Genomic DNA, 25145 nt, shown 5'->3' on the forward strand with positions numbered 1-25145 from the left:
CCTAGCACAGGTGGGCCGCAGAACCAACAGTCTATGCGTGATGCGCGAGAAACCAGCGTATTTCTGGGCCGTGGAAGGCAATTTCCAGCTGCTGCGATGGCCGGACGCCGGAGACATCGGCAAAAAAGATATCCTCGGCGATTTCGACCTCGCCGACCGGGAGCGAAAAGACCCAGCTCTCGCCATCGGGTGCGACAAGGCGAACCCTGCGCTCGTCCATGCGCTCGACCGAGATGGCCGGATGAATATGGAACCGCGCGATCGCCGGTTCGGGCGGAAGGCCGGGGGCGGGCAATCCTTCGGGCAGAAGAAACCGGTCACGACCGGCAATCTTCGTACCGGTCTCGTTGATGCGCACCTCGCGCTCATGCAGCACGCCGAAACGCGCCAGATAGCCGTCATGGCTCGCCGACAGCCGGTCGCTGCCGTCAGGACCGGTCTGTCGGGTGATCTCGACCTTTGCCACGCCGGCAACCAATAGCGGACCGAGGAACGCGGATGACGAAATCCGGGCCGACGACATGTCGCCGATCGCCACCGTCGAATGGGCAGCCGTCGAGCGCGCCAGTTGGCGGAGCTTTTCTCCAGCGAAGCGGGGAGATCCGCTGTTGACGATAAAGCGATTGCGGCCCGACGATAGCTCGAGTGACAAGCAACCTGCATGCGCGGTCCGTGACAGGGATCCCGGTGGTGGATGGCCGGTATCCAGCAGAAGCACCGTATCGCCACCTGAAAGACGCTGATAGGCGGCATGCGGCAAGGCCTTGAATGGCTGGCCCGCCGTTTCATCATAGCGCAGGACCGACATCAGGTCGGTGGCAAGTGTCGAACTGGCGCCATTGAACAGCGCAAGATCGCCACTGCTATGGCGGAAAAATCGCACGGCGGGATACATCCGGTCGATCGCAGGGATCAGGCGTTGCGGCACGTCGTGGCCGAGATTGATATATGTCTGGCGAAGCGGCAGCAGGTCGAAGAGGAGTTCGACCGCGGTCTGCGGATTGCGGGAGACATGGCTACCGTCCGGCAGGATCTGGCGTTCCAGTTCACGATTGAGCTGACGGCCTGCCCGCCGAATGGCCGAAGAGCGCGCTTCGGTTGAAATCGACGCCATCGCCAGCGCGATACGCGCCCGCAGACGCGGCAGTCCCTCCGGCAAAAAACCGGCAATGCGATGCAGATAGCCGATCTGATAACTGAGCGACGCCATGAAACGCCGATAGAAGCCGGCATCGGCATCCTGAAGCACGACCGGTGAATGCGAGAGCCAGGCAACGATGCGTTGCGCGACAACATCCGCGTCCCAGGCGACGCCCGTCACACGTCCGCCATGTAGATTGATCCATTGATCGACAACCCAGCGGGCATTCTCGCAGGCCGCATGCGACTTGTCGGCGCGGATGTGGCGCAACCAGCCGAATCCATGCAGGCGCACAGCGAATTGCTGCGACGGCAGCTCAAGATCGAAGGGCGATTGTTGATCGGCGTCAAGCACGCGGCCGGCAAGCGGGTAACGCCCCTGGAAAATCTCTTCAGCCACGAATGGATCGATCGCCCGAAGGTCGGTCGGCGCGACGACCAGACGCATGGAACCAAAGCCGGCACGACCGCTGACCACAGGCAATGCCAGCGAAATTGCCAGCCCCGTTCTGCGCCAGCCCTCCGCAAAATACAGGGAGATCAGTCTCCGACGATCAGAAATTCGCATTCTCATTCCCGTTGCTGCGGCCGGTAACTATAAGTTTTCCAAGGAAAATTCAGATAATCTTTAAGGCGCAAGCCGTCCTTCAAATCGCTTCATGACAAATCAGCCGATCGCAAAGGCAAAGTTCATAGCGACTAGGCCGACGGGCAAGGAACGCCCGTCAGCCAGTTTTCAGGTTCCAACAGTTTTATTGAATATTTCGCTAAGTTTTAGCAATTACGCAAGCGTAGAATCCATCGAGACCACCTTCAGCGTGCAACATCGCAGGCGTGGTACGGAATTCTCCGCGATCGCTGATCGCCGCCTCCATGCCTGGCCAATCCTCATTGCGAATCGGGACAAGCTTCAACTCCTGATGGTCAGCCAAAACCCGTTCCACGACCTGCTCTCCCTCGGAGGGATCGATGGAGCAGTTGGAGAAGACGATTCGTCCGCCCGGGGCGAGCAAGGTAATGGCATGCCGAAGCAGCTTTTCCTGCAACGCGGCGAGCTTGGCGATGTCTTCGGCATCCTTGCTCCACAGGACATCGGGATGTCGGCGGGTGGTACCGGTTGATGAGCAGGGTGCATCGAGCAGGATGGCGTCGTAAACCTTGCCAGTATCGAGTTCCAGCAGATTGCTTGTGACGAATTCCGCAGAAAGACGAAGCCGCTCCAGGTTGGACTGAAGCCGCTTGAGACGGGACGCGGATTGCTCGACCGCAGTCACTTGCGCGCCAGCGAGCACAAGCTGAGCTGTTTTGCCGCCCGGTGCCGCACATAGATCGGCGACGCGCTTGCCGCTGAGGTCGCCGAAGAGCTTCGCCGGAATGCCGGCAGCGGCGTCCTGAACCCACCACTCGCCGTCCTCGAAACCTTCGAGCGAGGGAATGCTGCCCTTGAACGGTGCCAAGCGCACTGTGCCGGTCGGCAAGACCGTGCCGCCAAGCTTTTCGGCCCAGCTCTGAGCATCACTCTTGACCGTGAGGTCAATCATCACCGGCTGCAGCTGTGCCTCGGCGATCGCCAGGGCATGATCCAGGCCGTAGACTGCGATCAGGCGTTTCAGGAACCACTCCGGCATGCAGGGTATGTCATTGACCCATTCGAGCAGCGCTTCCTTCTCGCGCCCGACACGTCGCAGGATGGCGTTCACCAGCTTGGAAAAACGGCGGCTGCGCGGGTCGCGATTGGCCTGTTCGACGGCAAGATCGACGGCCGAGTGGTCCGGCACATCAAGATAGAGCATCTGCGCGGCGGCGACCACAAGCAGGTGATGCAGGGAGCGGGCGCCTTCCGGCAGAGGCGTGTCCAAGAGCTCATGCAGGATCGCTTCGATCCGCGGCAGATGGCGAAGTGCGCTATGCAGGATCGCACGAACCAGGCCGCGATCGGCTTCGTTCAGGGCCCTGAAAGCGGGATTGCCATGTTCTGCATCCAGCATGCCGTCAAGCGGTGTCTTGCGCTCGATCACAGCCGCCAGCAGGCGCGATGCAGCGATACGCGCCTCCAGACCCGGTTTTGCCTCGGCCTGTTCCGTCGGACGGGATCCGCCATTGCCCTTGTGAAAGTGCTTCTGCGGTTTTCCCGGTGCTTTATCGTTCAAGACCATGGTCCTTTGGGCGGTTCGGAGTTGCCACGTCCCCATCCGGTATTCGGGACAGAGCGCGCTTTGGGCCTTGCATTAGCAGCGGGACTGGTTGGCGTCGATACCCCCGGCCCAATGTCGGTCATCGCCAACAGCGCTTCGATACGGTTGCGCGTGTCCGGATGGGTCGAAAACAGGTTGTCCATGCGCCGTCCGCTGAGTGGATTGATGATGAACATATGCGCCGTGGCCGGATTGCGCTCTGCATCCATGTTTTCGATATGCGATGCATCACCGGCAATTTTCTGCAATGCGGACGCGAGGCCCCGGGGATTGCCACAAATCTCGGCACCACGCCGGTCGGCGGCATATTCACGCGTTCGGCTGATTGCCATCTGAACCACCATCGCCGCAAGCGGCGCAACGATCATGGCGACGATAACGCCGATGAAACCGAACGGGCTGCTGCGCTCGTCGCGATTGCCTGAAAACAGGAAGGCGAAGTTCGACAGCATGGAGATTGCACCGGCGAGCGTCGCGGTAATCGTCATCGTCAGCGTATCGCGGTTTTCGATATGCGCCAGTTCGTGGGCCATCACGCCGGCGACTTCCTGAGGATTGAGACGCTGCAGCAAGCCGGTCGAGGCGGCAACGGCCGCATTCTGCGGATTGCGGCCGGTCGCGAATGCATTTGGCTGCGGACTGTCGAAAACATAGACGCGCGGCATCGGCAGATTGGCATTGCGCGCCAGCTCCTTGACCATCAGGTAGAACTCGGGCGCAGTCCGCTCATCGACCTCTTGTGCCCGGTAGGAGGACAGAACCATTCGATCGGAGTTCCAGTAGGAAAAGAAGTTCATGCCCGCTGCGACGACGAATGCGATCACCATCCCGCCGCGACCGCCAATCAGAAATCCGACGCCCATGAAGAGTGCCGTCATGAAGGCAAGCAGCATTGCCGTGCGCATGAAGTTCATGTCCTGCTCCTCCGAGCTACATGTTCGGCAACGGGCCTGTTGCCGATTTCACCTGTTGATTTAAAAAGCAGCAATGCCAATTTCAATGTTTGCGCATAAAAACCGCGAAATAGAGGTCTCATCATGTCAGACGATCAGGAACAGGAAGGCGTGGTAGGGGAACCACCCCGCGAACTGAGCCCGGCAGCCAAGCGCGCCCTTGCCGAAGCCGAGGAACGGCGCAAGCAGCAAACGCCCACAGAACCCCAGCCGGAAATCGGCGGTAGAGGCGGCGCTGATCCGGCACGCTTTGGCGACTGGGAAATCAAGGGACGCGCTATCGACTTCTAGTCTGAAAATATACCTATTGATCACGTCAAGATATCGGAATATATTCCTTTCATGCTCCGATATCACACTCCCTGGCTGGTCTTGCTGACGCTGACGCTTTCGGCGGGGCAGTGTCATGCCGGCCAGACGCTTGACGGTCCTGTATCGGCCCAGGTCGTGCGGGTCATCGATGGAGACACCATTCTCGTTGAGGCAATGCCATGGCCTGATCATCGCATCAGCACCTATGTCCGCTTGCGAGGCATTGATGCGCCGGAGCTGAAATCGCGTTGCCCAGCTTTCCGCGAGGCTGCGAGAGAAGCGCAGGATCAGTTGACCGAATTCATGTCCGGCCAGGAGCAGGTCTCCCTGACTGACATATCAGGCGACAAATATTTCGGTCGCGTTGTGGCTAAACTGATTTTGGCTGACGGTCGAAGCGCAGCCGATCTGCTGCTTGAGGCGGGACTTGTCGAACCCTATGCCGGCAGGACAAAACCCCGTCACCATTGCCCGGACACATAGAAACGGAGCGCCCCGAAGACCGGACACCCGATGCAAAAAGGGCCCCTTGCGATCAAGGAGCCCTTTTCTTCCAAGGCAGGCTGCTGATCAGGCGCTGCGATTTTGACGGTTGTCGATCAGGTCATCGACGACGGCCGGATCCGCCAGCGTCGATGTGTCTCCGAGCGCACCGAAATCATCCTCCGCAATCTTGCGCAGGATGCGCCGCATGATCTTGCCGGAACGGGTTTTCGGCAGACCTGGAGCAAACTGGATCTTGTCAGGCGTTGCGATCGGGCCAATCTCGGTGCGGACATGTTTGACCAGATCCTGGCGCAGCGCATCCGTTCCGTCATGTCCCGCCATCAGGGTGACATAACAATAGATGCCCTGGCCCTTGATGCCATGCGGATAGCCGACCACGGCGGCCTCGGAAACGAGATGATGCGAAACCAGTGCCGATTCGACCTCGGCGGTTCCAAGCCTGTGGCCGGAGACGTTGAGCACGTCATCGACGCGACCAGTGATCCAGTAATAGCCATCCTCGTCGCGCCGGCAGCCGTCGCCGGTGAAATATTTCCCCTTATAGGTCGAGAAATAGGTCTGCACATAGCGTTCATGATCACCATAGACCGAGCGGGCCTGGCCCGGCCAGCTGTCGGTGATGCAGAGATTGCCGTCCGCAGCCCCCTCCAGCACATTGCCTTCATTGTCGACGAGTTCCGGCTTGATGCCGAAGAAGGGGAGGGTGGCCGAACCGGGTTTCAACGCGGTTGCACCCGGCAGCGGCGTAATCATGATCCCACCGGTTTCGGTCTGCCACCAAGTGTCGACAACCGGGCAACGCTGGTCGCCGACCACGTTGTAGTACCATTCCCAGGCTTCCGGATTGATCGGCTCGCCAACGGAGCCGAGCAGTCTGAGGCTCGAGCGTGAGGAACGCTTCACGAACTCGTCGCCCACACCCATGAGCGAACGGATGGCGGTTGGCGCCGTATAGAAGATGTTGACCTTGTGCTTGTCGATCACCTCCCAGAAACGACCCTGATCGGGGAAATTCGGCACACCTTCGAACATCAGCGTCGTCGCGCAATTCGCAAGCGGACCATAGACGATATAGGAATGGCCGGTCACCCAGCCGACATCGGCCGTACACCAGTAGACCTCGCCATCGTGATAATCGAAGACATATTCATGCGTCATCGAGGCATAGACGAGATAGCCTCCCGTCGTATGCATCACGCCCTTGGGCTTGCCCGTCGAGCCTGACGTATAAAGGATGAAAAGCGGATCTTCGGCCTTCATCTTCACCGGTGGGCAATCGCCCTTCACCGTGACGACTTCCTGGTGATACCAGACGTCGCGGCCGGGAGCCCAGCCGATCTTGCCGCCCGTGCGCCGCACGACCAAAACCTTGTTGACGATCACATACTGTTTGGCAGCAATGTCGATGGCGATATCGGTGTTTTCCTTGAGCGCCACCGGCTTGCCGCCACGCACGCCTTCATCGCAGGTGATGACGAAGGTCGATTCGCAGTCGACGATGCGTCCGGCCAGTGCTTCCGGCGAAAAGCCTCCAAAGACCACCGAGTGGATTGCGCCGATACGGGCACAGGCGAGCATCGCATAAGTCGCCTCCGGGATCATCGGCATGTAGATGGTGACGCGATCACCCTTCTTCACGCCGTGCTTCTTCAGCACATTCGCCATCCGGCAGACGTGATCATAGAGTTCGTTATAGGTGATCTTCTTGTCGATATAGGGATTGTCACCTTCCCAGATGATCGCCACCCGTTCGCCATTGGTTTTCAGATGGCGATCGATGCAATTGTAGGAGACGTTGGTCAGGCCGTCTTCGAACCACTTGACCGGGACCTTGCCCCTGAAAGAGGTGTTCTTGACCTTGGTATAAGGCTTGAACCAATCGATACGCTTGCCGTGCTTGCCCCAGAATTTTTCGGGATCCTCGATGCTTTCCTCGTACCACTTGCGATACTTGTCTTCGTCGATCAGGGCCTGGGCTTTCGCCGACTTGAGCACCGGATAGGTCTTGGCTGACATGAACTCCTCCTCATTTAACGGCCAGGACTGTCGAACTGGGGACCGTCCTCCTCGGGCCTCTTGCACCCATTCTTATCAACTCAGATGCGTCCAGCAATTAGACAAAGGTCATTCGTTACTTCGCGAATTGCAATTTCGTTACATAATCTGTATAAGGACGCCGAATTCCCGGAAATAGTGGTTTAAACCCACGGCTCGCGACAACCGGCGCGGACCACAGAAGGATTGTATCCATGGCACAGACACTGCTTATGCCGAAGGCAACGGCCGTATGGCTCGTCGACAATACCGCGCTGTCATTCGACCAGATCGCGCAGTTTTGCAAACTGCATCCGCTCGAAGTCAAGGCGATTGCCGATGGTGAAGCGGCGCAGGGCATCAAGGGTCTGGACCCGATCGCAACGGGCCAGCTGTCACGCGACGAAATCGCGCGGGCGGAAAAGGACGTGAACTACAAGCTGAAGATTTCCGAGCCAAAGGTTCGCGTTCCGGAATCCAAGCGCCGTGGCCCGCGTTATACCCCGGTCTCCAAGCGTCAGGATCGCCCGAACGCAATTCTCTGGCTGGTCCGCAACCACTCGGAACTGAAGGACGCCCAGATCTCCCGTCTGGTGGGAACGACAAAATCGACCATCGAGCAGATCCGCGAGCGCACCCACTGGAACTCGACCAACCTGACCCCGATGGATCCGGTGACGCTCGGGCTCTGCAGCCAGATCGACCTCGACCTGGAAGTTGAGAAGGCCTCCAAGGGTCGTCCGCTGCCGACAGCTGCCGAACTCGGCGCCACCCTGCAGGCCGCCACCGAGACTGAAAACCTCGACTACGGCTATGGCCACGACCGCGATGAAGAAAAGACGATCGACGCCAACGCGGTCTTCGCAAAGCTGCAGTCGCTCAAGTCTGACCGCAACAAGGACGAGGACGAAGATCAATACTGATCGTCCCCGACAGGTTGCCTTAAAAATTAGCCCCGGTCGCATCATCGCCCGGGGCTTTTCTTTGTCGAGGCTGGTTCCAGCCATCCGACGCGCCTGATGACACATCAGGCAGCAACCTGGCCGCAGGCTTTGAGCACGGCGGAAATCTCGTCCAGGACTATCGGATCATCGATGGTCGCCGGCATTTTCCAGGGAAGGCCATCTGCGATTTTCTGCATGGTGCCGCGCAGGATCTTGCCTGACCGTGTCTTGGGTAGACGATCGACCATCAGCACCATTTTGAACGCGGCAACGGGGCCGATTTCGTCACGCACCAATTGCACCACCTCTTTCGAAATCGCCGCATGGTCTCTATGCACATTCTTCTTCAACACCAGGAAACCGCAGGGGATCTGCCCCTTGAGCTCGTCTGCGATACCGATGACCGCACATTCCGCCACATCCGGATGCATTGCGCAGACTTCCTCCATTGCACCGGTCGACAGCCGGTGTCCGGCGCAGTTGATGATGTCATCCGTGCGCGCCATGACGAAAACATAGCCGTCGTCATCGATCACGCCGGCATCGGCCGTCTTGTAGTAACCCGGGAATTCATCGAGGCACGATGTCCTGAACCGCTCGTCGGCGCCCCAGAACGTCACGAGACAACCAGGCGGCAGGGGTAGTTTCACGACGATATTGCCCAGCGTTCCAGGTGCCACGCCATGACCGGCATCGTCCAGGACCTCCAGGCCGTAGCCCGGCATCGGTTTTGCCGGCGACCCGTGTTTCACCGGCAAAAGACCGAGACCCGCCGGATTGGCCGCGATCGCCCATCCCGTCTCGGTCTGCCACCAGTGATCGATGATCGGGATTTTCAGAATGCGCTCGGCCCATTTCAGCGTTTCCGGATCCGCACGTTCGCCGGCAAGAAACAATCGGCGCAAACCCGACAGGTCGTAGCGCCCGACATGCTCTCCGTCCGGATCGTCGCGCCGGATTGCCCGAAATGCCGTCGGCGCGGTAAACAGTACCTTCACGTCGTGATCAGCAACCACGCGCCAGAAAGTGCCCGCATCCGGTGTTCCGACCGGTTTTCCCTCGAAAAGAACTGTCGCGTTGCCGGCCAGCAAAGGACCGTAGACGATGTAGGAATGGCCAACGACCCAACCAATATCGGAGGCAGCCCAGAAGACTTCCCCCGGCTTGACCCCGTAGATATTGGCCATGGTCCAGTTGAGTGCCACCATATGCCCGCCATTGTCGCGAACGACGCCCTTCGGCTGGCCGGTGGTTCCGGATGTGTAGAGAATGTAGAGCGGATCGGTCGCCAGAACCGGAATGCAGTCAACGGTGGTGCCACTGACCTTCTCCACCTCGATCGCCTGGGCAAGGTCGACATCGCCATGCTCGTAGCGCAAGGGCGCGTGATACTGGTCGCGCTGTAGGATGAGGCAAAAGTTTGGCTTCACCCTGGCCATGTCGATCGCATGGTCGAGCAGCGGCTTGTATGGAACGATACGGCCCGGCTCCAGTCCGCAGCTCGTGCCGATGACAACCTTTGCACCGCAATCATCAATGCGGGTCGCCAGCTCATGGGCGGCAAAGCCGCCGAAGACGACAGAATGCACAGCGCCGAGACGGGCGCAGGCGAGCATGGAAAACACCGCCTCCGGGATCATCGGCATGTAGATGATCACCCGGTCGCCCTTGCCGACCCCATGGTTGCGAAGAACGGCCGCAATGGCACTCACCTCGACCAGCATCTGCTCGTACGAGTAACGGCCCGTCTGCCCCGTCATCGGGCTATCGTAGATCAGGGCGGTTTCCGGGCCACGCCCCTCCGCTATGTGCCTGTCGAGACAATTGTAGCAGGTATTGGTTTCGCCCCCGACAAACCAACGACCGTATGGCCCCTGATCCGGCTGAAAGATCTTTTCCGGTGCCTTGAACCAATGGACCTGCTCTGCGGCGCGACGCCAGAATCCTTCCGGATCCGCCTGCCACAGGGCATAGGTTTCCTGATAGCTCCCACGCATGCCGATCCTCCCGATGTCACGCAAGTCACTTCGTCTAGAGAACAAGTGTAGGAAGCCGTCAGCCCGCTGGGAAGCCAGACGAAAGCGCTATGCCAAAGGTCGTATGAAACTTAGCGACTGCCAAAAATGGCGGATCCGACCCGGACACTTGTCGCGCCAAAGCCCACGGCCGTCTCGAAATCGCCAGACATGCCCATCGACAGGCCCGCCACATCGTTTTCTTCGGCGAGCTTGGCCAACAAGGCAAAATGCGGGCCTGGGTTCTCATCGACCGGCGGAATGCACATCAGCCCTTCGATATTCAATCCCAGCTCATCGCGGCATAGCCGGACGAATGTCGCAACATCATCGGGGGCAATGCCGGCTTTCTGCGGCTCGAGCCCGGTATTGACCTGGACATAGAAGCGCAGGGTGCGATTTTGCCGCTTGCATTCTTCGGCAACGGCGCGCGCGATCTTTTCCCGATCAACCGTTTCTATGACATCGAAAATCGCCACTGCTTCGGCCGCTTTGTTCGACTGGAGGGGACCGATCAAATGGAGTTCGATGCCTGCGGTTTCCGCCTGAAGCACCGGCCATTTGCCCTGAGCCTCCTGCACTCGGTTTTCCCCAAACACACGCTGGCCTGCGGCAATCACCGGTCGAATGTCGCCTGCCTCGAAGGTTTTTGAAACGGCGACAAGCGAAACGGACTCCGGCTTACGGTTGGCTTCCCTTGCCGCCTTGGCCATCCGCCCCTGAACGTCACCCAATCTCTGTTCGACCGACATCATAACTCCTTGCAGTCTCGCTCCCGAATACGGATCGGCGCCTTCTTGAGACAAAGTCGTTAAAGCGCCTGAATTGGCATGGCAAGTCGCTTCTCCGAGATCACGCAAACGGCCTCGAAAACTTGACGCTTGGCCGGTTTCGTGGTGAAGGTCAGCCCTCCTTTTTATTGCAATCCCGGAAATGCGATCCATGGCCACCGAACGTTACAATCCGCGCGACGCCGAGCCCCGTTGGCAGGCGAAATGGTCCGAAGACAACGTCTTCACGACCGACAACAATGATGAGCGCGAGAAGTATTACGTGCTTGAGATGTTCCCCTATCCGTCGGGACGCATCCACATGGGTCATGTGCGCAACTATGCCATGGGCGATGTCGTGGCGCGCTACAAGCGCGCCCGCGGCTACAATGTGCTGCATCCGATGGGCTGGGATGCGTTCGGCATGCCGGCGGAAAACGCTGCGATGAAGAACAAGGTACATCCCAAGGCCTGGACCTACGAAAACATCGCCACGATGCGTGGCCAGCTGAAATCCATGGGCCTGTCGATCGACTGGTCACGTGAATTCGCCACCTGCGACGTGGAATACTATCAGCGCCAGCAGCATCTCTTCCTGGATTTCATGGAAAAGGGCCTGGTCTATCGCAAGAACTCCAAGGTCAACTGGGATCCGGAAGACATGACCGTGCTCGCCAACGAGCAGGTCATCGACGGCCGTGGCTGGCGTTCCGGCGCGCTGGTCGAACAACGCGAACTGACCCAGTGGTTTTTCAAGATTACCGATTTCAGCCAGGATCTGCTCGACGCGCTTGATACGCTTGACCACTGGCCGGAAAAAGTCCGGTTGATGCAGAAGAACTGGATCGGTCGTTCGGAAGGCATGCTGGTGCGCTGGGAAGTGGCATCGGGAAGCACGCAACCGGAAGTGACGGTCTATACCACGCGACCCGACACCTTGTTCGGCGCGTCGTTCCTGGCAATCGCCGCCGACCACCCGCTGGCAAAGGAAGTCGGCGAAAGAAACCCGGAAGTGGAAGCTTTCTGCCAGGAATGCCGCCACGCCGGCACCTCGCTTGCAGCACTCGAAACCGCGGAAAAGAAGGGCATCGACACCGGCATCAGGGTGAAACACCCGCTGGATCCGAGCTGGGAACTGCCCGTCTATGTCGCCAACTTCGTCTTGATGGATTACGGCACAGGCGCGATCTTCGGCTGCCCGTCCGGTGACCAGCGCGACCTCGACTTTGCCCGCAAATATGATCTGCCGGTGGTTCCGGTCGTCATGCCGCGGGAGGGGGATGCGGCAACGTTCGAAATCGGCGATACCGCCTATGTCGATGATGGCGTGATGATCAACTCCCGTTTCCTCGATGGGCTCGGCAGTGCCGAAGCCTTCGAAGAGGTCGCTCGGCGCCTGACCGAACAAACCCTCGGCAATTCCGCCCAAGGCGAGCGCAAGGTCAATTTCCGCCTGCGCGACTGGGGCATCTCGCGTCAGCGTTATTGGGGCTGCCCCATCCCGGTCATTCATTGTGATGACTGCGGCGTCGTGCCGGTGCCGAAGAAAGACCTGCCGGTAAGGCTGCCCGATGACGTCACTTTCGACAAACCGGGCAATCCACTCGACCGACATCCGACATGGCGCCATGTGGCCTGCCCGCATTGCGGAAAGAACGCACGTCGTGAAACCGACACCATGGATACCTTTGTCGATTCCAGCTGGTATTTCGCCCGCTTTACCGCCCCATGGGAAAACAACCCGACGGAGCCGAAGGCGGCCAACAAATGGCTGCCTGTCGACCAGTATATTGGCGGCATCGAGCACGCGATCCTGCATCTTCTGTATTCTCGCTTCTTCACCCGCGCGATGCGCGAAACCGGCCATGTCGACGTCAAGGAGCCTTTCAAGGGTCTGTTTACCCAAGGCATGGTCGTGCACGAGACCTACAGCATTGGCGAGGGACTGACCCGCGAATGGGTCGCCCCAATCGATCTGCGCATCGAGGAGGCCGACGGTCTTCGCCGCGCCTTCCTGATAAGCAGCGGCGCCGAGGCAAAGATCGGCTCTATCGAGAAGATGTCGAAGTCGAAGAAGAACGTCGTCGATCCCGATGACATCATCGGATCATATGGGGCAGATACCGCACGCTTCTTTGTTCTCTCGGATTCACCGCCAGATCGCGACGTGATCTGGTCAGAATCCGGGGTCGAAGGTGCGCATCGATTTGTCCAGCGCGTTTGGCGCCTGATTTCGGAAGCCGCGAAACAGCTGAAGTCCGTTGCTGCGAATCCGGCTAAGGATGGCGCCGGTCTGGCCGTATCCCAGGCGGCGCACAAGACGCTGAAGGCGGTGCAATCCGATCTCGACAAGCTCGCCTTCAACAAGGCGATCGCCCGCATCTATGAACTGGTGAATACGCTCGCAACACCATTGGCAACCGTGGCGTCCGGCAAGGCAGATGCCGGGCTGACAGCGGCGGTGCGCAATGCAGCGGAAATCCTGGTGCAGTTGATCGCGCCGATGACACCGCATCTGGCCGAAGAATGCTGGACGGTACTCGGCAACAGTGGTCTGGTGGCTCAAGCGGCGTGGCCGGCTTACGACGAGGCACTTGTCGCCGAGAACGATGTGACAATGCCGGTTCAGATCAACGGCAAGAAGCGCGCCGAATTGACAATCAGCCGTGACGCGGACCAGAATGCAGTCAGCGAAGCGGTGCTCGCCCTTGAGCCCGTACAGGCTGCCCTGAATGGACAGGCTCCGAAGAAGATCATCGTCGTTCCCCTAAGGATTGTGAATATTGTCCTCTAAACAGCAAGCTTCCGCGGTGCTTCGTCGTTCGATTCTGATCGGAGCAGCCCTGCTTCTTGCAGGCTGCCAGGCGCGCCCGCTTTACAACAACGATGATGGCCAGACACGCGAGGCACTGGCCGCTATTGCCTATTCCCCTGCCAATGGCCGGGTCGGGCTTGAAGTGCGCAACCGGCTGATTTTCCTGACCAGCGGTGGTTCCGGCGAAAGTTTGACCCCACAATACAGGGTCGAACTCAACGTTCAGAGTTCGGTCGCCGGCATCCTGCTCGACGAAGCGGCGGACACCCCCAATGCAGGCCGGGCAGTGGTTAGCGCGACCTACAATATCCGACGCATTTCCGATGACACGGTGCTGAAGGCCGGTCGCCGTGAAAGCGTGGCGCTCTTCGACTATCCGAAGCAGGAATTTGCCAAGCTGCGCGCCGTCCGCGACGCCGAGGATCGTGCCGCGCGTGAACTCGCGGAACTTGTCTATGCGGATCTTGCCATGGCGCTGGGTCGCTGATCTCAGCCATGGCCGAGATCAAGTCGCACGAGTTCGAAGGGTTTCTGCAAAAGTCGGTTCGCCACTACCGGGTCTTCGTCATCTACGGACCCGACCGTGGGCTCGTGAACGAGCGAGCAAGTCAGATCGCCGGGACCACAGGTGTCGATCTGCACGATGGATTTGCCCTGATCCGGCTTGATGTCGGTGACCTGCAATCCGATCCCGGTCGATTGCTCGATGAGGTCAATGCCTTCGGTCTGTTTGGCGGAGAGAAACTCATCTGGATACGCGGTGCGGCAAACGAAAAGTCATTGGTCGACGGTCTTCAGTATCTGGGTGCCCACCCGCCCGAAGGCAGCTACGTCATTGTCGAAGCCGGCGATCTGAAGAAGGGATCGGGGCTTCGTAAAGTGGCTGAGGGTGAACGCTCTATTGCCTGTGTCGCGTGCTACCAGGACGACGCAAGGGCACTCAATGCCCTGATCGACAGTGAGTTGTCATCGGCTAACCTCAGGATCACGCCGGCAGCACGCGAACTCCTGCTTGAATCCATCGGGGGAGACCGCATTGCCTCGCGCAACGAAGTGCGCAAGCTCATCCTCTATTGCCTGAACGAGCCGGTCATTGATGAACACCACGTGCTCGATATCGTTGGCGATGCCAGTGCCATATCGACTGATGAAGTGGTCGATGCCGTTTTGAACGGCGATGCAGATGCATTTTTGCATGCCATCCAGAAAGTCGTTGCCTCCAAGACCGCGGTCTTTCTCGTGCTTCAATCTTGCATGAAGCAATTCCAACAACTTGAAGTCATGCGTCTCGAGATGGAGGAGCGACAACAACAGGTCGCCCAGGTCATGCAAACGCTTGGACGCGGCATTCATTTCAAGCGCAAGCCGGTGATCGAGAAATCGTTACGGAACTGGAACAGTCAGGATCTCGGCCGCGAGGCAAGCCGCCTCAATTCAGCAATTTTCCAAAGCCGCCAGCGGGCGTCCATTGAAGACAATCTCGCCATTCAGACATTGCTCGCAACAACGTTGCAATCGGCCCGCCGCAACCGCAAAGGCTAGCGCGCTTCCAGAAGGCGGCAGATTTCTTCAAGCTGATCAAGTGTCTTGTAATTGATCTTCAACTGACCGGCGCCACCCTTGTGATTGATCGATACTGACAGACCAAGGCGGTCTGTCAGGCTACGCTCCAGCGCGATTGTATCAGAATCCTTTGTGTCCCGCTGCTCGACTGAAGGAGGGGCATTTTGCGCCTTGATATGGTTCTGAGCCAACTTCTCCGCATCGCGGACGGACATACCCTTTGCGGTAATCATCGTGGCCAGGACCACCGGATCCGGCGTCGAGACAAGCGCGCGGGCATGGCCTGCAGACAGACTGCCTTCGGCCAGCATATCCCGAACCGGCTCAGGCAACTTCAAAAGTCGCAGGCTGTTTGCAACGTGACTGCGACTCTTGCCGATGATTTCCCCGAGATCATTCTGGGTATAGCCATGTTCGGCTATCAACTGATCGTAGCCAAGCGCCTCTTCCAGCGGATTGAGATCAGCGCGCTGGACATTCTCGACGATCGCAAGCTCAAGCGCAGTCCGGTCATCGACATCTCGAACGATAACCGGAATATCCACCAGACCGGCAAGCTGGGCCGCACGCCAGCGTCGTTCACCAGCAATGATCTCATAACGATCCGTGCTGATCGTTCTCACGACCACCGGCTGGACGATACCGTGTTGGCGAATGGAGCCCGCCAGGTCCTGAAGCTCTGATTCATCAAAATAGCGGCGCGGGTTTTTCGGGCTGCGCGAAACGAATTCGATGGGTACCGTGCGATCTGGATTGATGCTGGGCCGAGCATCACCCGCTGGCAGGGGCTGGTCCATTTCACCGATAAGTGCGGCGAGACCGCGACCCAGGCGCCGTTTCGAAACGTCTTCACTCATATACTCAGACCCTTATAGGACAGTTAGGCCGCTTTGCGTTGCCGTTCACGCTGAATGACTTCGGACGCCAATTGCAAATAGGCTTGGCTCCCCGCACACTTCAGATCATAAAGAATGGCGGGCTTGCCATAGGAAGGCGCTTCGGAAACTCGAACATTGCGCGGAATGAGGGTCGTGTACACCTTCTCACCCAGATGCTCGCGGACATCATTGACAACCTGCTGTGCAAGATTATTGCGCGAGTCAAACATCGTCAACACGATGCCTTGTATATCCAGCGTCGGGTTAACTGTCTGACGCACCTGATTGATGGTCTCGAGCAACTGGCTCAACCCCTCCAACGCAAAGAATTCGCACTGCAGCGGCACCAGAACCGAATGGGCAGCTGCCATTGCATTCATGGTCAGCAGATTGAACGACGGCGGGCAATCGAGAAGAATATAGCTGTAGGCCCGAGCATCCTCGCTGTTCAGCGCCTTCTTAAGGCGAAAGACGCGATCCGCGTGCTGGGAAATCTCCATCTCAAAACCGAGCAGATCCATCGTTGAGGGTACAATCGACAAATTCGGCACGGCGGTCTCAAGCGCAGCTTGCGAAACCGTCTCAGTCCCGATCAGCACATCATAGGAGGACAGTCTGCGATTGCGTCGGTCAATCCCGAGGCCGGTACTGGCATTGCCCTGGGGATCCAGATCAACGATCAGCACACGTTCGCCGATTGCAGCAAGAGCAGTTGCCAGATTGATGGCTGTTGTCGTCTTTCCGACGCCACCTTTCTGGTTCGCGATAGTAATGATACGGTTTTTCTCGAAACCCATGCAGCCACCCGAAGTGTTAGCCCTTGCGCTTCAGCGAGGCGATTTCCAGTATGACGGAGTCAGCCTCTACAGCGCTCTGATGTAATACCAGATCAAACGTCCAGCGACCACGCGCTTTATCGATCTCCTCTTGGTAATCCCGTCCTTTATGGAAAACCAGCCGCAATTCTGGATTCTTAAGCGACCAAGGTTCGGCGTAAACAAGCAGCAAATCGAGTTCCGCCAACGCCCTGGCAGAGATTATATCCGCAACCGGCAACTTTATGGCGGCGTCCTCGATGCGCAGCGGATGAACGGTCCCCCGTCCACCCGTCTCAAGAAGCGCCATGCGCAGGAAGCTCGCTTTCTTGTGATTGCTTTCGACAAGATCGACCCAACCCTGTCCCTGCTCGGCAAGCAAGATCGCGGTAACGATGCCAGGAAAACCACCGCCGCTGCCCAGATCAATCCAATGTCGAGCATCAGGCACGATGTTTCGCAGCTGTAATGAATCGGCAATATGGCGGGTCCACAGCGTGTCAATGGTGGAGGGCGCGACAAGATTGATCTTGGCCGACCATTTCATAAACAGTTCTGCAAAGCGCTGAAGTCGCTCTTGCGTTTCACGTGAAACATCAAGCATCAATTGATTCCTCATAAAGTCACTTTTCAGCAGGCTTGTTTTAGATCACCGGCCCGCCGAAGATGAGCAATCAAAAGCGCAACCGCCGCGGGGGTCATACCTTCAATGCGAGCAGCTTGTGCAATATTTTGTGGTCGCAAACGACTAAGCTTCTGCTTAAGCTCATTGGAAAGACCAGCCAAATCGTTATAGGCGAAATCCTGCGGGATGGCTCTGGCCTCCTCCGAACGGACGGAAGCCACGTCATTCGCCTGGCGGGCAATATAGGTGCTGTAAAGAGCATCGATAGCGACTTGTCTCGCCAAACTTTGGTCAACGTCCCGGAGAGATGGCCAGACACGGCACAGATCCGCCCATTGAATCTCCGGATAGGCCAAAATTTCCCCCGCGCTGCGTTGACGACCATCCTGATTGATATGCAGGCCAGCATTGGCCATTTCCGTTGGCGATGCGGTGAGCTCCGCGAGCGTCTTGTTCAGACCGGTCCGCGCCGTCTCATAGTCGGCGAACTTGATTGCCCGCTGATTGCTCACGCAACCGAGTTGCATCCCAAGCGGGGTCAAGCGCATATCGGCATTGTCCGCACGCAAGCTCAATCGATACTCGGCGCGCGACGTAAACATTCGGTAGGGTTCCGCGACGCCCCGCGATGTCAGATCATCGATCATCACGCCGATATAGGAATTCGTCCTACTGAAACTTTGCCCCGAAGACCCTGCTGCAAAAAGAGCGGCGTTGATACCGGCGACCAGGCCCTGCGCCCCGGCTTCCTCATATCCCGTAGTCCCGTTGATCTGACCAGCCAGATACAATCCTTTGGTTCCCTTGACGGCAAGGGTCAGATCCAGCTGTTGCGGATCGACAAAATCATACTCGATGGCATAACCCGGCTGTAAGATGGCGACATCTTCCAGGCCCGGGATGGATCGAATGAACGCCTCCTGAACCTCCTCTGGCAGGGAGGTCGATATGCCATTGGGATAGATGGTATGATCGTCGAGACCTTCCGGCTCAAGAAAGATCTGATGCCCATCGCGTTCACCAAAGCGATTGATCTTGTCTTCTATTGAAGGACAATAGCGCGGACCAACACCCTCGATCTGGCCTGAGTACAGCGCTGAACGGTGAATGTTATCTCGAATAATGTTGTGCGTGGCCGCCACTGTCCGGGTAATGCCGCAGCTGATCTGAGGAGTGGTCACACGGTCTGTCATGAAGGAGAAGGGGATAGGGTCACTATCCGCATCCTGCATCTCTAGGTTCGTCCAGTGAATCGTCCGCCCATCCAAACGAGCAGGTGTGCCCGTTTTCAAACGTCCCAATGTCAGGCCTAGCGCTTCCAGATCCTCGCTCAATCCGAGGGCAGGGGCTTCTCCTACGCGCCCTGCAGGGATCTTGCGGTCTCCAATATGGATCAAACCGCGCAGAAAAGTGCCACTGGTCAGAACCACGGCTCGTGCCGTAAGCTGCCGTTCGTCCTCGAGAATGACACCATTAATTTCGGTATCGTTACGAATAAACCGACGGACGCCACCTTCGATAATTGTCAGATTAGGGACATCGGACAACATTGTCTGAACAGCCTGCCTGTACAGCTTGCGATCAGCCTGTGTCCGCGGACCCCAGACAGCAGGGCCCTTTTTTCGATTGAGCATACGAAACTGGATGCCACCAAGATCGGCGGCACGCCCCATAATGCCATCCAGCGCATCGATTTCGCGCACCAAGTGACCCTTACCCAGACCACCAATAGCGGGATTGCACGACATCGCGCCAATCGTGTCGCGCCGGTGGGTTACGAGTGCCGTGTTGGCGCCCATTCGCGCAGCTACGGCAGCTGCCTCGGTGCCAGCATGACCGCCGCCGACGACGATGACGTCAAACCTTAAATTTTCCATGGTCTTAATTCCGAGTATCAGGCAGCTGTTTCACGTGAATCACTTGCCAACGCAAAACTCTGCGAAAATCTTACCAAGAAGTGTTTCGGTATCGATTCGACCGGTAACGCGGGCCAAGTCATCGGCGCCCAACCGCAGTGACTCTGCCCTAATCTCGAGAGGGTAAGCAATCTGGTTGAGAGCATCGATCAGATGCAGTCTCGCGCTCGACAGGAGTTGTGCATGCCGCAATCGGCTGGGAATTGCAAGGCTATTCACCTGAACCCGCTTTTGCAATTCTGCAAGAATGCGGGATCGAAGTTCGTTCAGTCCATTGCCCGTCGCCGTAGACAGCATCAGGTCGACAGATCGAACCGTATCCGAATCAATTCGGATGAGATCGCTCTTGGTCCCAACTTCCAATACGTGTGGATTGCTTATCTCGGCAATACTCTCGTCGATAGTCAGATCGACCAGATGGAGGACCAGATCGGCATCCTGGATCGATACCAGCGCTCGGCGAATTCCCTCGCGTTCCACTGGTTCATCGGTCGCTCTCAAACCTGCAGTATCGTAGAGATGGACCTTGTAGCCGGATAGATCCAATTCGCAGTGCAAGATATCGCGGGTGGTTCCGGCATAGTGGGTGACGATCGCTACATCCCGGTTTACCAGGGCATTAAGCAAACTCGATTTGCCAGCATTTGGTCGACCAGCGATGACAACCTTGAAGCCATCGCGAATAATCTCGCCGGATTTCAGTTGGCTCAACACCTGGTCAAGCTCTCCGACAAGCGTCTCCACCTCGCGCCAAACCCGATCGGAGACTGCGCCGGGAATATCGCCTTCGTCACTGAAATCGAGCTCCGCCTCGATCATAGCCCGGCAAAAGATCAGGCGCTCCCGCCAGCCCTCATAGATCGAAGACAGGTGGCCATTGCTCTGTTCTGTGGCCAGCCGCCGTTGCATCTCGGTCTCGGCCGATAGCAAATCAGCCAAGCCCTCGATCTCGACCAGATCCATCTTGCCGTTTTCAAACGCCCTGCGGGAGAACTCTCCGGCTTCTGCCAGCCGGCAGCCGATGAATCCGGCTAAGGAATCCAATACTGCTGCAACGAGCGCCGGGCCGCCGTGCAGATGCATTTCGACACAGTCTTCCCCGGTAAATGAATTCGGACCAGGAAACAGGATGACCAAGCCACGGTCGAGCATCGACCCACTGGCGTCACGGATCGTGCGCAGAGCAGCGACCCTGGGTTCTGGCAAACCACCAACCATGCCGGCGGCAACGGAGCAGGCAAGCGGCCCACTCAACCGCACCACCGCCACCCCGGCGGGGAGACCGCCGGAAGCCAGGGCAAATATGGTATCGCGGGGTACAGTCATGCAGATCATCTGCCTGGGATGAACGAAAAAACCGGCCCGACGGGCCGGTCTCTGATCAGGTGTTCATCGAATCGAAGAAGTCGCCATTGTTCTTCGTCTGCTTGAGCTTGTCGATGAGGAACTCGATCGCATCGGTGGTGCCCATCGGGGCCAGGATACGGCGTAGCACAAAGATCTTCTGGAGATCCTGGCGTGGGACGAGCAGGTCTTCCTTACGCGTACCCGACTTCAGAATGTCCATCGACGGGAAGATACGTTTGTCGGCAACCTTGCGATCAAGCACGATTTCCGAGTTGCCCGTACCCTTGAATTCTTCGAAGATGACTTCATCCATGCGGCTGCCGGTGTCGATCAGGGCCGTCGCGATGATCGTCAGCGAACCGCCCTCTTCGATGTTACGCGCAGCGCCAAAGAACCGCTTCGGGCGTTGAAGGGCATTGGCATCCACACCACCGGTCAGGACCTTGCCGGAAGACGGAACCACCGTGTTGTAGGCTCGACCAAGACGGGTGATCGAGTCGAGCAGGATGACCACATCGCGGCCGTGCTCGACAAGCCGCTTGGCCTTCTCGATGACCATTTCGGCCACCTGGACGTGCCGAACTGCCGGCTCATCGAAGGTCGAAGACACAACTTCGCCCTTCACCGAGCGCTGCATGTCGGTAACTTCTTCCGGCCGTTCATCGATCAGCAGAACGATCAGGTAGCATTCCGGATGGTTTGCTGTGATCGAATGAGCAATGTTCTGCAGCAGTACCGTCTTACCGGTGCGTGGCGGAGCGACGATCAAGCCGCGCTGCCCCTTGCCGAGTGGCGCAACGAGATCGATCACACGGGCCGAAAGGTCTTTCGTTGTCGGAATATCCAGTTCCATCTTGAAGCGCTCGTTCGGATAGAGCGGCGTCAGATTGTCGAAGTGCACCTTGTGGCGGATCTTCTCAGGGTCTTCGAAATTGATTGTATTGACCTTGAGCAGCGCGAAATAGCGTTCGCCTTCCTTGGGCCCACGGATGGGTCCCTCGACGGTATCGCCTGTCTTCAGGGAGAATCTGCGGATCTGCGACGGCGAGATATAGATGTCGTCCGGGCCCGGCAGGTAGTTGGCATTGGCCGAACGCAGGAAGCCGAAGCCATCCTGAAGAACTTCAACGACGCCTTCGCCGATGATTTCCACATCCTGGCTCGCCAGCATCTTGAGGATCGCAAACATCAGCTCCTGCTTGCGCATGGTGCTTGCATTTTCGACTTCGAGCGATTCGGCGAAAGTCAGCAGATCGGTCGGCGATTTGCTTTTAAGTTCTTGTAGCTTCATTTCAGCCATGAAGAGGGACCACGTCAGGTTTTTATTTTATGGGGAACGGCGAGCTGATGGAATTCGGTGCGATCGCGAAGTGCCGCAAATGACTGAATGTTACGCAAGCCAAAAAGATGAGATGGCGCGAAAATAGCGAGTCAGCGATTTCACCGCAAGCGAAAACCCGGCACTTGTAAAAATAAAGCGCGAAACGCCATTTCAGTCAGAATGGCTTGACGACCACGAATACCACGATGGCAATCATCAGCACCGTCGGCACTTCGTTCATCAGCCGCCAATGGCGCGCATTGCCAACATACACGCCACGTCCAAAGGAGCGAACCGCTTTCGAGAAATATCCGTGCACGGCCGAAAGCAACACGACGCATGCAAGCTTTGCATGGAGCCAGCCGCCCTGAAAACCATAGACGGACCAGGCGAGATAGAGCCCGAGAACCCAGCTGACGATCATCGCGGGGTTCATGATCACCCCCATCAGCCGACTTTCCATTACGGCAAATGTCCGCGCCTGATCCGAATCCGGCTCACAGTCTCCATGATAGATAAAAAGCCGAGGCAGATAGAGCAGACCGGCCATCCAGGAGATGACCGCAATCACGTGCAGTGACTTGATCCAGAGATAGGCTTCGTCGGCGCCGAATATCACAATGACAAGACCGATCAGCGTAAACAGGGCAAGAGCCCCGGCAGCTCTGCGGGCCGCCCTGCGCCCTGGACTGCGATCGGCCTGCTTGTCCATCATCTCACCCGTTCCGGCGTACCTGATTGACAAGATCCGTCACATGGTCCGGATTTGCCTGTGGCGTAATGCCATGACCGAGATTGAAGATCAGCGGCCCATTGCCCAGCGCCTGGAGGATCGCATCAACACCCTCTGTCAACGCGGCGCCGCCGGCGACGACCCGCATCGGATCAAGATTGCCCTGCACCGGCCCATCCTTCTGCAGATCGGCAGCAAAGCTCAAGGGCACCGACCAGTCCAGCCCAATCGCATCCGCGCGCGTCTTTTGTCGATAGGTTTTCAGCATCACGCCGGCACCCTTGGCAAAGGCGATAATCTTGGCGGAGGGGCGGCGCGACTTCACCGAACGGATGATCCGGGCAACGGGCCGAACACAGAATTTCTCAAACTCTGCCTCTCCCAACACGCCTGCCCATGAATCGAAAATCTGTACTGCGTCGGCGCCAGCATCGATCTGGGCTACGAGGTAATCCGCAGATACATCCGCCAGAAAATCGAGAAGACGGAGAAAAGCATCCGGATGCTGGTAAGCAAACAGGCGGGCAGGCGCTTGGTCAGGCGTCCCGTGTCCGGCAATCATATAGGTCGCAACCGTCCAGGGTGCCCCGCAAAAACCCAGCAGCGTTGTCTCTTGCGGCAACGCCTGGCGCAATCGTGAGACCGTCTGCATGACCGGTTTGAGATGATCGAGTATCCCATTTTCGGAAAGCCCGCTGATCCCGTCCGCATCAATAGGATCCATTTGCGGCCCATGCCCTTCGGTGAAGCGGACATTGCGCTTCAGGGCATCGGGAATAACCAGGATATCTGAAAACAGAATTGCCGCATCGAAGGCATACCGGCGAATTGGCTGAAGGGTCACTTCGGTTGCAAGCTCTGGCGAATAACAGAGATCCAGGAAACTGCCGGCCTGCTGACGTGTCTGGCGATATTCAGGAAGATAGCGCCCTGCCTGTCTCATAAGCCAGATCGGCGGAGGCGAGACCGTTGCTCCGTTCAACACATTCAGGACTTTACGGTTCGCAGCACTCAAGGCCAAGGCCCTTTCAAAAAAGAAAAGATATATAGACTCTTCTTCTATTTCTAAGAGTCGGTGGATATCAAGGATCAATGCCGCTCCACCGGTTTTGCCTCACTGGGCGAGATTCGAACAAATAGCGTGAGATCTTTTCAGCGAGAAAACTAGCTTCTGGGGAAAAGGCAAAATTAACTCGTTGATTCAGCCGGATAGCGTGGATGTTAACACGCGACATTCTGTGGAAAATGTCCAGCGACCTGTCCAAGGCTGCGACTTCTTAACACAATCCACAGGCTCCCCAAACGCCACGCCCTGTCATCGCCGACTGTGGATAAATCACCACTTTTCCGCTTGCCTTGCCTCGGTCCCGACCGCTAGCTGTGTTTATCCCGGATTATCAACAGGCGACGGAGAACAACGTGGAGAACCGGAAAAACTTCTTCCATCTCCACCTGATTTCTGACTCGACGGGGGAGACTCTGATCTCGGCAGGGCGCGCAGCGGCCGCCCAGTTTCGTGGATCGAATGCAATCGAGCATGTCTATCCATTGATCCGCAGCAAGAAGCAGATCAACGCGTTGATCGAAGCGATCGATCGTGAACCTGGCATTGTACTGTACACGATCGTCGATGCCGATCTCGCGGCATTGATCGAAACGAGCTGCCACGAACTTGGTTTGCCTTGTGTCAATGTTCTGGCGCCGATCATCGAGAAATTCCAGACCTATCTCGGCGCGCCCTCGCGCGGCAGGGTAGGGGCGCAACATGTCTTGAATGCGGAATATTTCGCCCGCATCGAAGCGCTGAACTTCACCATGGATCATGACGACGGACAGGCGCCGGAGGACTATGACGAGGCTGATGTCGTGATCATCGGCATCAGCCGGACGTCCAAGACACCGACAAGTATCTATCTTGCAAACCGCGGCATCAAGACTGCGAACATTCCCATTGTCCCGGGTGTCGCGCTGCCGGACAGTTTGCTTGCAGCGACCCGGCCCCTGATCGTCGGTCTGATCGCCACATCGGACCGTATCTCCCAGGTGCGGGAAAATCGGATTCTGGGAACCACAGCTGGTTATGATCGCAGCGACTATGTCGATCGCGCCTCCATTACCGAAGAGTTGAAATATGCTCGCGCGCTGTGCGCACGTAACAACTGGCCGATCATCGATGTGACGCGCCGGTCGATCGAGGAAACAGCTGCCGCGATCGTTGCCCTGCGACCCAAGCTGCGTTAAGCGAATCCAGCCATTTTGCAC

21 protein-coding genes are annotated in these 25145 nt (G+C 57.8%); 7 read left to right on the forward strand and 14 right to left on the reverse strand.

Translation table 11 applies throughout. The features are described 5' to 3' along the window. Window positions 1-31 precede the first annotated feature (31 nt). The 3 genes from IM739_RS02745 to htpX all read right to left on the reverse strand — a co-directional run bounded on the left by IM739_RS02745 (window position 32) and on the right by htpX (window position 4249). Entirely contained in the window at window positions 32-1708 is a 1677-nt protein-coding gene (locus IM739_RS02745) for a heparinase II/III family protein (RefSeq protein WP_237369725.1), read from the reverse strand. 199 nt (window positions 1709-1907) lie between these two features. Beyond that, window positions 1908-3296 (reverse strand): RsmB/NOP family class I SAM-dependent RNA methyltransferase, encoded by a 1389-nt coding sequence (locus IM739_RS02750; protein WP_237369726.1) that lies wholly within the window; start codon window positions 3294-3296, stop codon window positions 1908-1910. Beyond that, window positions 3287-4249, reverse strand: a complete 963-nt coding sequence (gene htpX / locus IM739_RS02755) for a zinc metalloprotease HtpX (RefSeq protein WP_237369727.1) — start codon at window positions 4247-4249, stop codon at window positions 3287-3289. Before htpX ends, IM739_RS02750 begins: the two co-directional genes overlap by 10 nt. A gap of 123 nt (window positions 4250-4372) precedes the next feature. On the opposite strand from htpX, the gene IM739_RS02760 reads away from it, so the two are divergent. Both IM739_RS02760 and IM739_RS02765 read left to right on the forward strand, forming a co-directional pair. Continuing rightward, window positions 4373-4579 carry a DUF1674 domain-containing protein gene (locus tag IM739_RS02760; RefSeq protein ID WP_237369728.1) on the forward strand — a complete coding sequence of 69 codons (207 nt, stop codon included), beginning with the start codon at window positions 4373-4375 and terminating at the stop codon, window positions 4577-4579. A 51-nt stretch (window positions 4580-4630) separates the two neighbouring features. Beyond that, a complete protein-coding gene (locus IM739_RS02765; RefSeq protein ID WP_237369729.1) occupies window positions 4631-5083 on the forward strand; it encodes a thermonuclease family protein in 453 nt (150 codons plus the stop codon). 87 nt (window positions 5084-5170) lie between these two features. On the opposite strand, the gene acs is transcribed toward IM739_RS02765, so the two are convergent. Next, window positions 5171-7123, reverse strand: coding sequence for an acetate--CoA ligase (gene acs, locus IM739_RS02770; protein ID WP_237369730.1), 1953 nt, complete (start codon window positions 7121-7123; stop codon window positions 5171-5173). Between the two features lie 233 nt (window positions 7124-7356). On the opposite strand from acs, the gene IM739_RS02775 reads away from it, so the two are divergent. Further along, the gene (locus tag IM739_RS02775; RefSeq protein WP_237369731.1) at window positions 7357-8064 is read left to right on the forward strand and encodes a DUF1013 domain-containing protein; all 708 of its coding nucleotides are present in this window, start codon (window positions 7357-7359) and stop codon (window positions 8062-8064) included. Between the two features lie 104 nt (window positions 8065-8168). Here the strand turns inward: IM739_RS02775 and IM739_RS02780 are convergent, their stop codons facing one another. Continuing rightward, on the reverse strand, window positions 8169-10082 hold the full coding sequence (locus tag IM739_RS02780; RefSeq protein WP_237369732.1) for a propionyl-CoA synthetase: 1914 nt from the start codon (window positions 10080-10082) through the stop codon (window positions 8169-8171). Window positions 10083-10192: 110 nt separating this feature from the next. After that, window positions 10193-10852 carry a YggS family pyridoxal phosphate-dependent enzyme gene (locus tag IM739_RS02785; RefSeq protein ID WP_237370951.1) on the reverse strand — a complete coding sequence of 220 codons (660 nt, stop codon included), beginning with the start codon at window positions 10850-10852 and terminating at the stop codon, window positions 10193-10195. A gap of 190 nt (window positions 10853-11042) precedes the next feature. Between IM739_RS02785 and leuS the strand changes: the two genes are divergently transcribed. From leuS to holA, 3 genes are read left to right on the forward strand one after another with little or no spacing between them, the layout of a single operon-like run. Then, window positions 11043-13664, forward strand: coding sequence for a leucine--tRNA ligase (leuS, locus tag IM739_RS02790; RefSeq protein ID WP_237369733.1), 2622 nt, complete (start codon window positions 11043-11045; stop codon window positions 13662-13664). After that, on the forward strand, window positions 13654-14172 hold the full coding sequence (locus IM739_RS02795; RefSeq protein WP_237369734.1) for a hypothetical protein: 519 nt from the start codon (window positions 13654-13656) through the stop codon (window positions 14170-14172). The genes leuS and IM739_RS02795 overlap by 11 nt, the downstream gene beginning before the upstream one ends. Before the next feature lie 8 nt (window positions 14173-14180). Further along, window positions 14181-15227 carry a DNA polymerase III subunit delta gene (holA, locus tag IM739_RS02800; protein ID WP_237369735.1) on the forward strand — a complete coding sequence of 349 codons (1047 nt, stop codon included), beginning with the start codon at window positions 14181-14183 and terminating at the stop codon, window positions 15225-15227. Here holA and IM739_RS02805 read toward each other — a convergent pair. The 8 genes from IM739_RS02805 to hemE all read right to left on the reverse strand — a co-directional run bounded on the left by IM739_RS02805 (window position 15224) and on the right by hemE (window position 23898). Next, a complete protein-coding gene (locus tag IM739_RS02805) occupies window positions 15224-16105 on the reverse strand; it encodes a ParB/RepB/Spo0J family partition protein (protein WP_237369736.1) in 882 nt (293 codons plus the stop codon). The genes holA and IM739_RS02805 overlap by 4 nt on opposite strands. A gap of 23 nt (window positions 16106-16128) precedes the next feature. Then, window positions 16129-16923: a ParA family protein gene (locus tag IM739_RS02810; protein WP_237369737.1), complete on the reverse strand. Its 795-nt coding sequence runs from the start codon at window positions 16921-16923 to the stop codon at window positions 16129-16131. Window positions 16924-16939: 16 nt separating this feature from the next. Continuing rightward, window positions 16940-17545, reverse strand: a complete 606-nt coding sequence (gene rsmG, locus IM739_RS02815; protein WP_237369738.1) for a 16S rRNA (guanine(527)-N(7))-methyltransferase RsmG — start codon at window positions 17543-17545, stop codon at window positions 16940-16942. Window positions 17546-17571: 26 nt separating this feature from the next. After that, window positions 17572-19443: a tRNA uridine-5-carboxymethylaminomethyl(34) synthesis enzyme MnmG gene (mnmG, locus tag IM739_RS02820; protein ID WP_237369739.1), complete on the reverse strand. Its 1872-nt coding sequence runs from the start codon at window positions 19441-19443 to the stop codon at window positions 17572-17574. Window positions 19444-19482: 39 nt separating this feature from the next. Further along, window positions 19483-20808, reverse strand: a complete 1326-nt coding sequence (gene mnmE, locus IM739_RS02825) for a tRNA uridine-5-carboxymethylaminomethyl(34) synthesis GTPase MnmE (protein ID WP_237369740.1) — start codon at window positions 20806-20808, stop codon at window positions 19483-19485. A gap of 55 nt (window positions 20809-20863) precedes the next feature. Beyond that, window positions 20864-22129: a transcription termination factor Rho gene (rho, locus tag IM739_RS02830; protein ID WP_007605643.1), complete on the reverse strand. Its 1266-nt coding sequence runs from the start codon at window positions 22127-22129 to the stop codon at window positions 20864-20866. A gap of 196 nt (window positions 22130-22325) precedes the next feature. Continuing rightward, window positions 22326-22862: a protoporphyrinogen oxidase HemJ gene (hemJ, locus tag IM739_RS02835; RefSeq protein ID WP_237370952.1), complete on the reverse strand. Its 537-nt coding sequence runs from the start codon at window positions 22860-22862 to the stop codon at window positions 22326-22328. Window positions 22863-22866: 4 nt separating this feature from the next. After that, a complete protein-coding gene (gene hemE, locus IM739_RS02840; RefSeq protein ID WP_237370953.1) occupies window positions 22867-23898 on the reverse strand; it encodes a uroporphyrinogen decarboxylase in 1032 nt (343 codons plus the stop codon). Between the two features lie 404 nt (window positions 23899-24302). Between hemE and IM739_RS02845 the strand changes: the two genes are divergently transcribed. Beyond that, entirely contained in the window at window positions 24303-25124 is an 822-nt protein-coding gene (locus IM739_RS02845) for a pyruvate, water dikinase regulatory protein (protein WP_237369741.1), read from the forward strand. Window positions 25125-25145: the final 21 nt, after the last annotated feature.

Origin of the sequence: Rhizobium sp. SL42, assembly GCF_021729845.1 — a bacterium.
Classification (GTDB): domain Bacteria; phylum Pseudomonadota; class Alphaproteobacteria; order Rhizobiales; family Rhizobiaceae; genus Allorhizobium.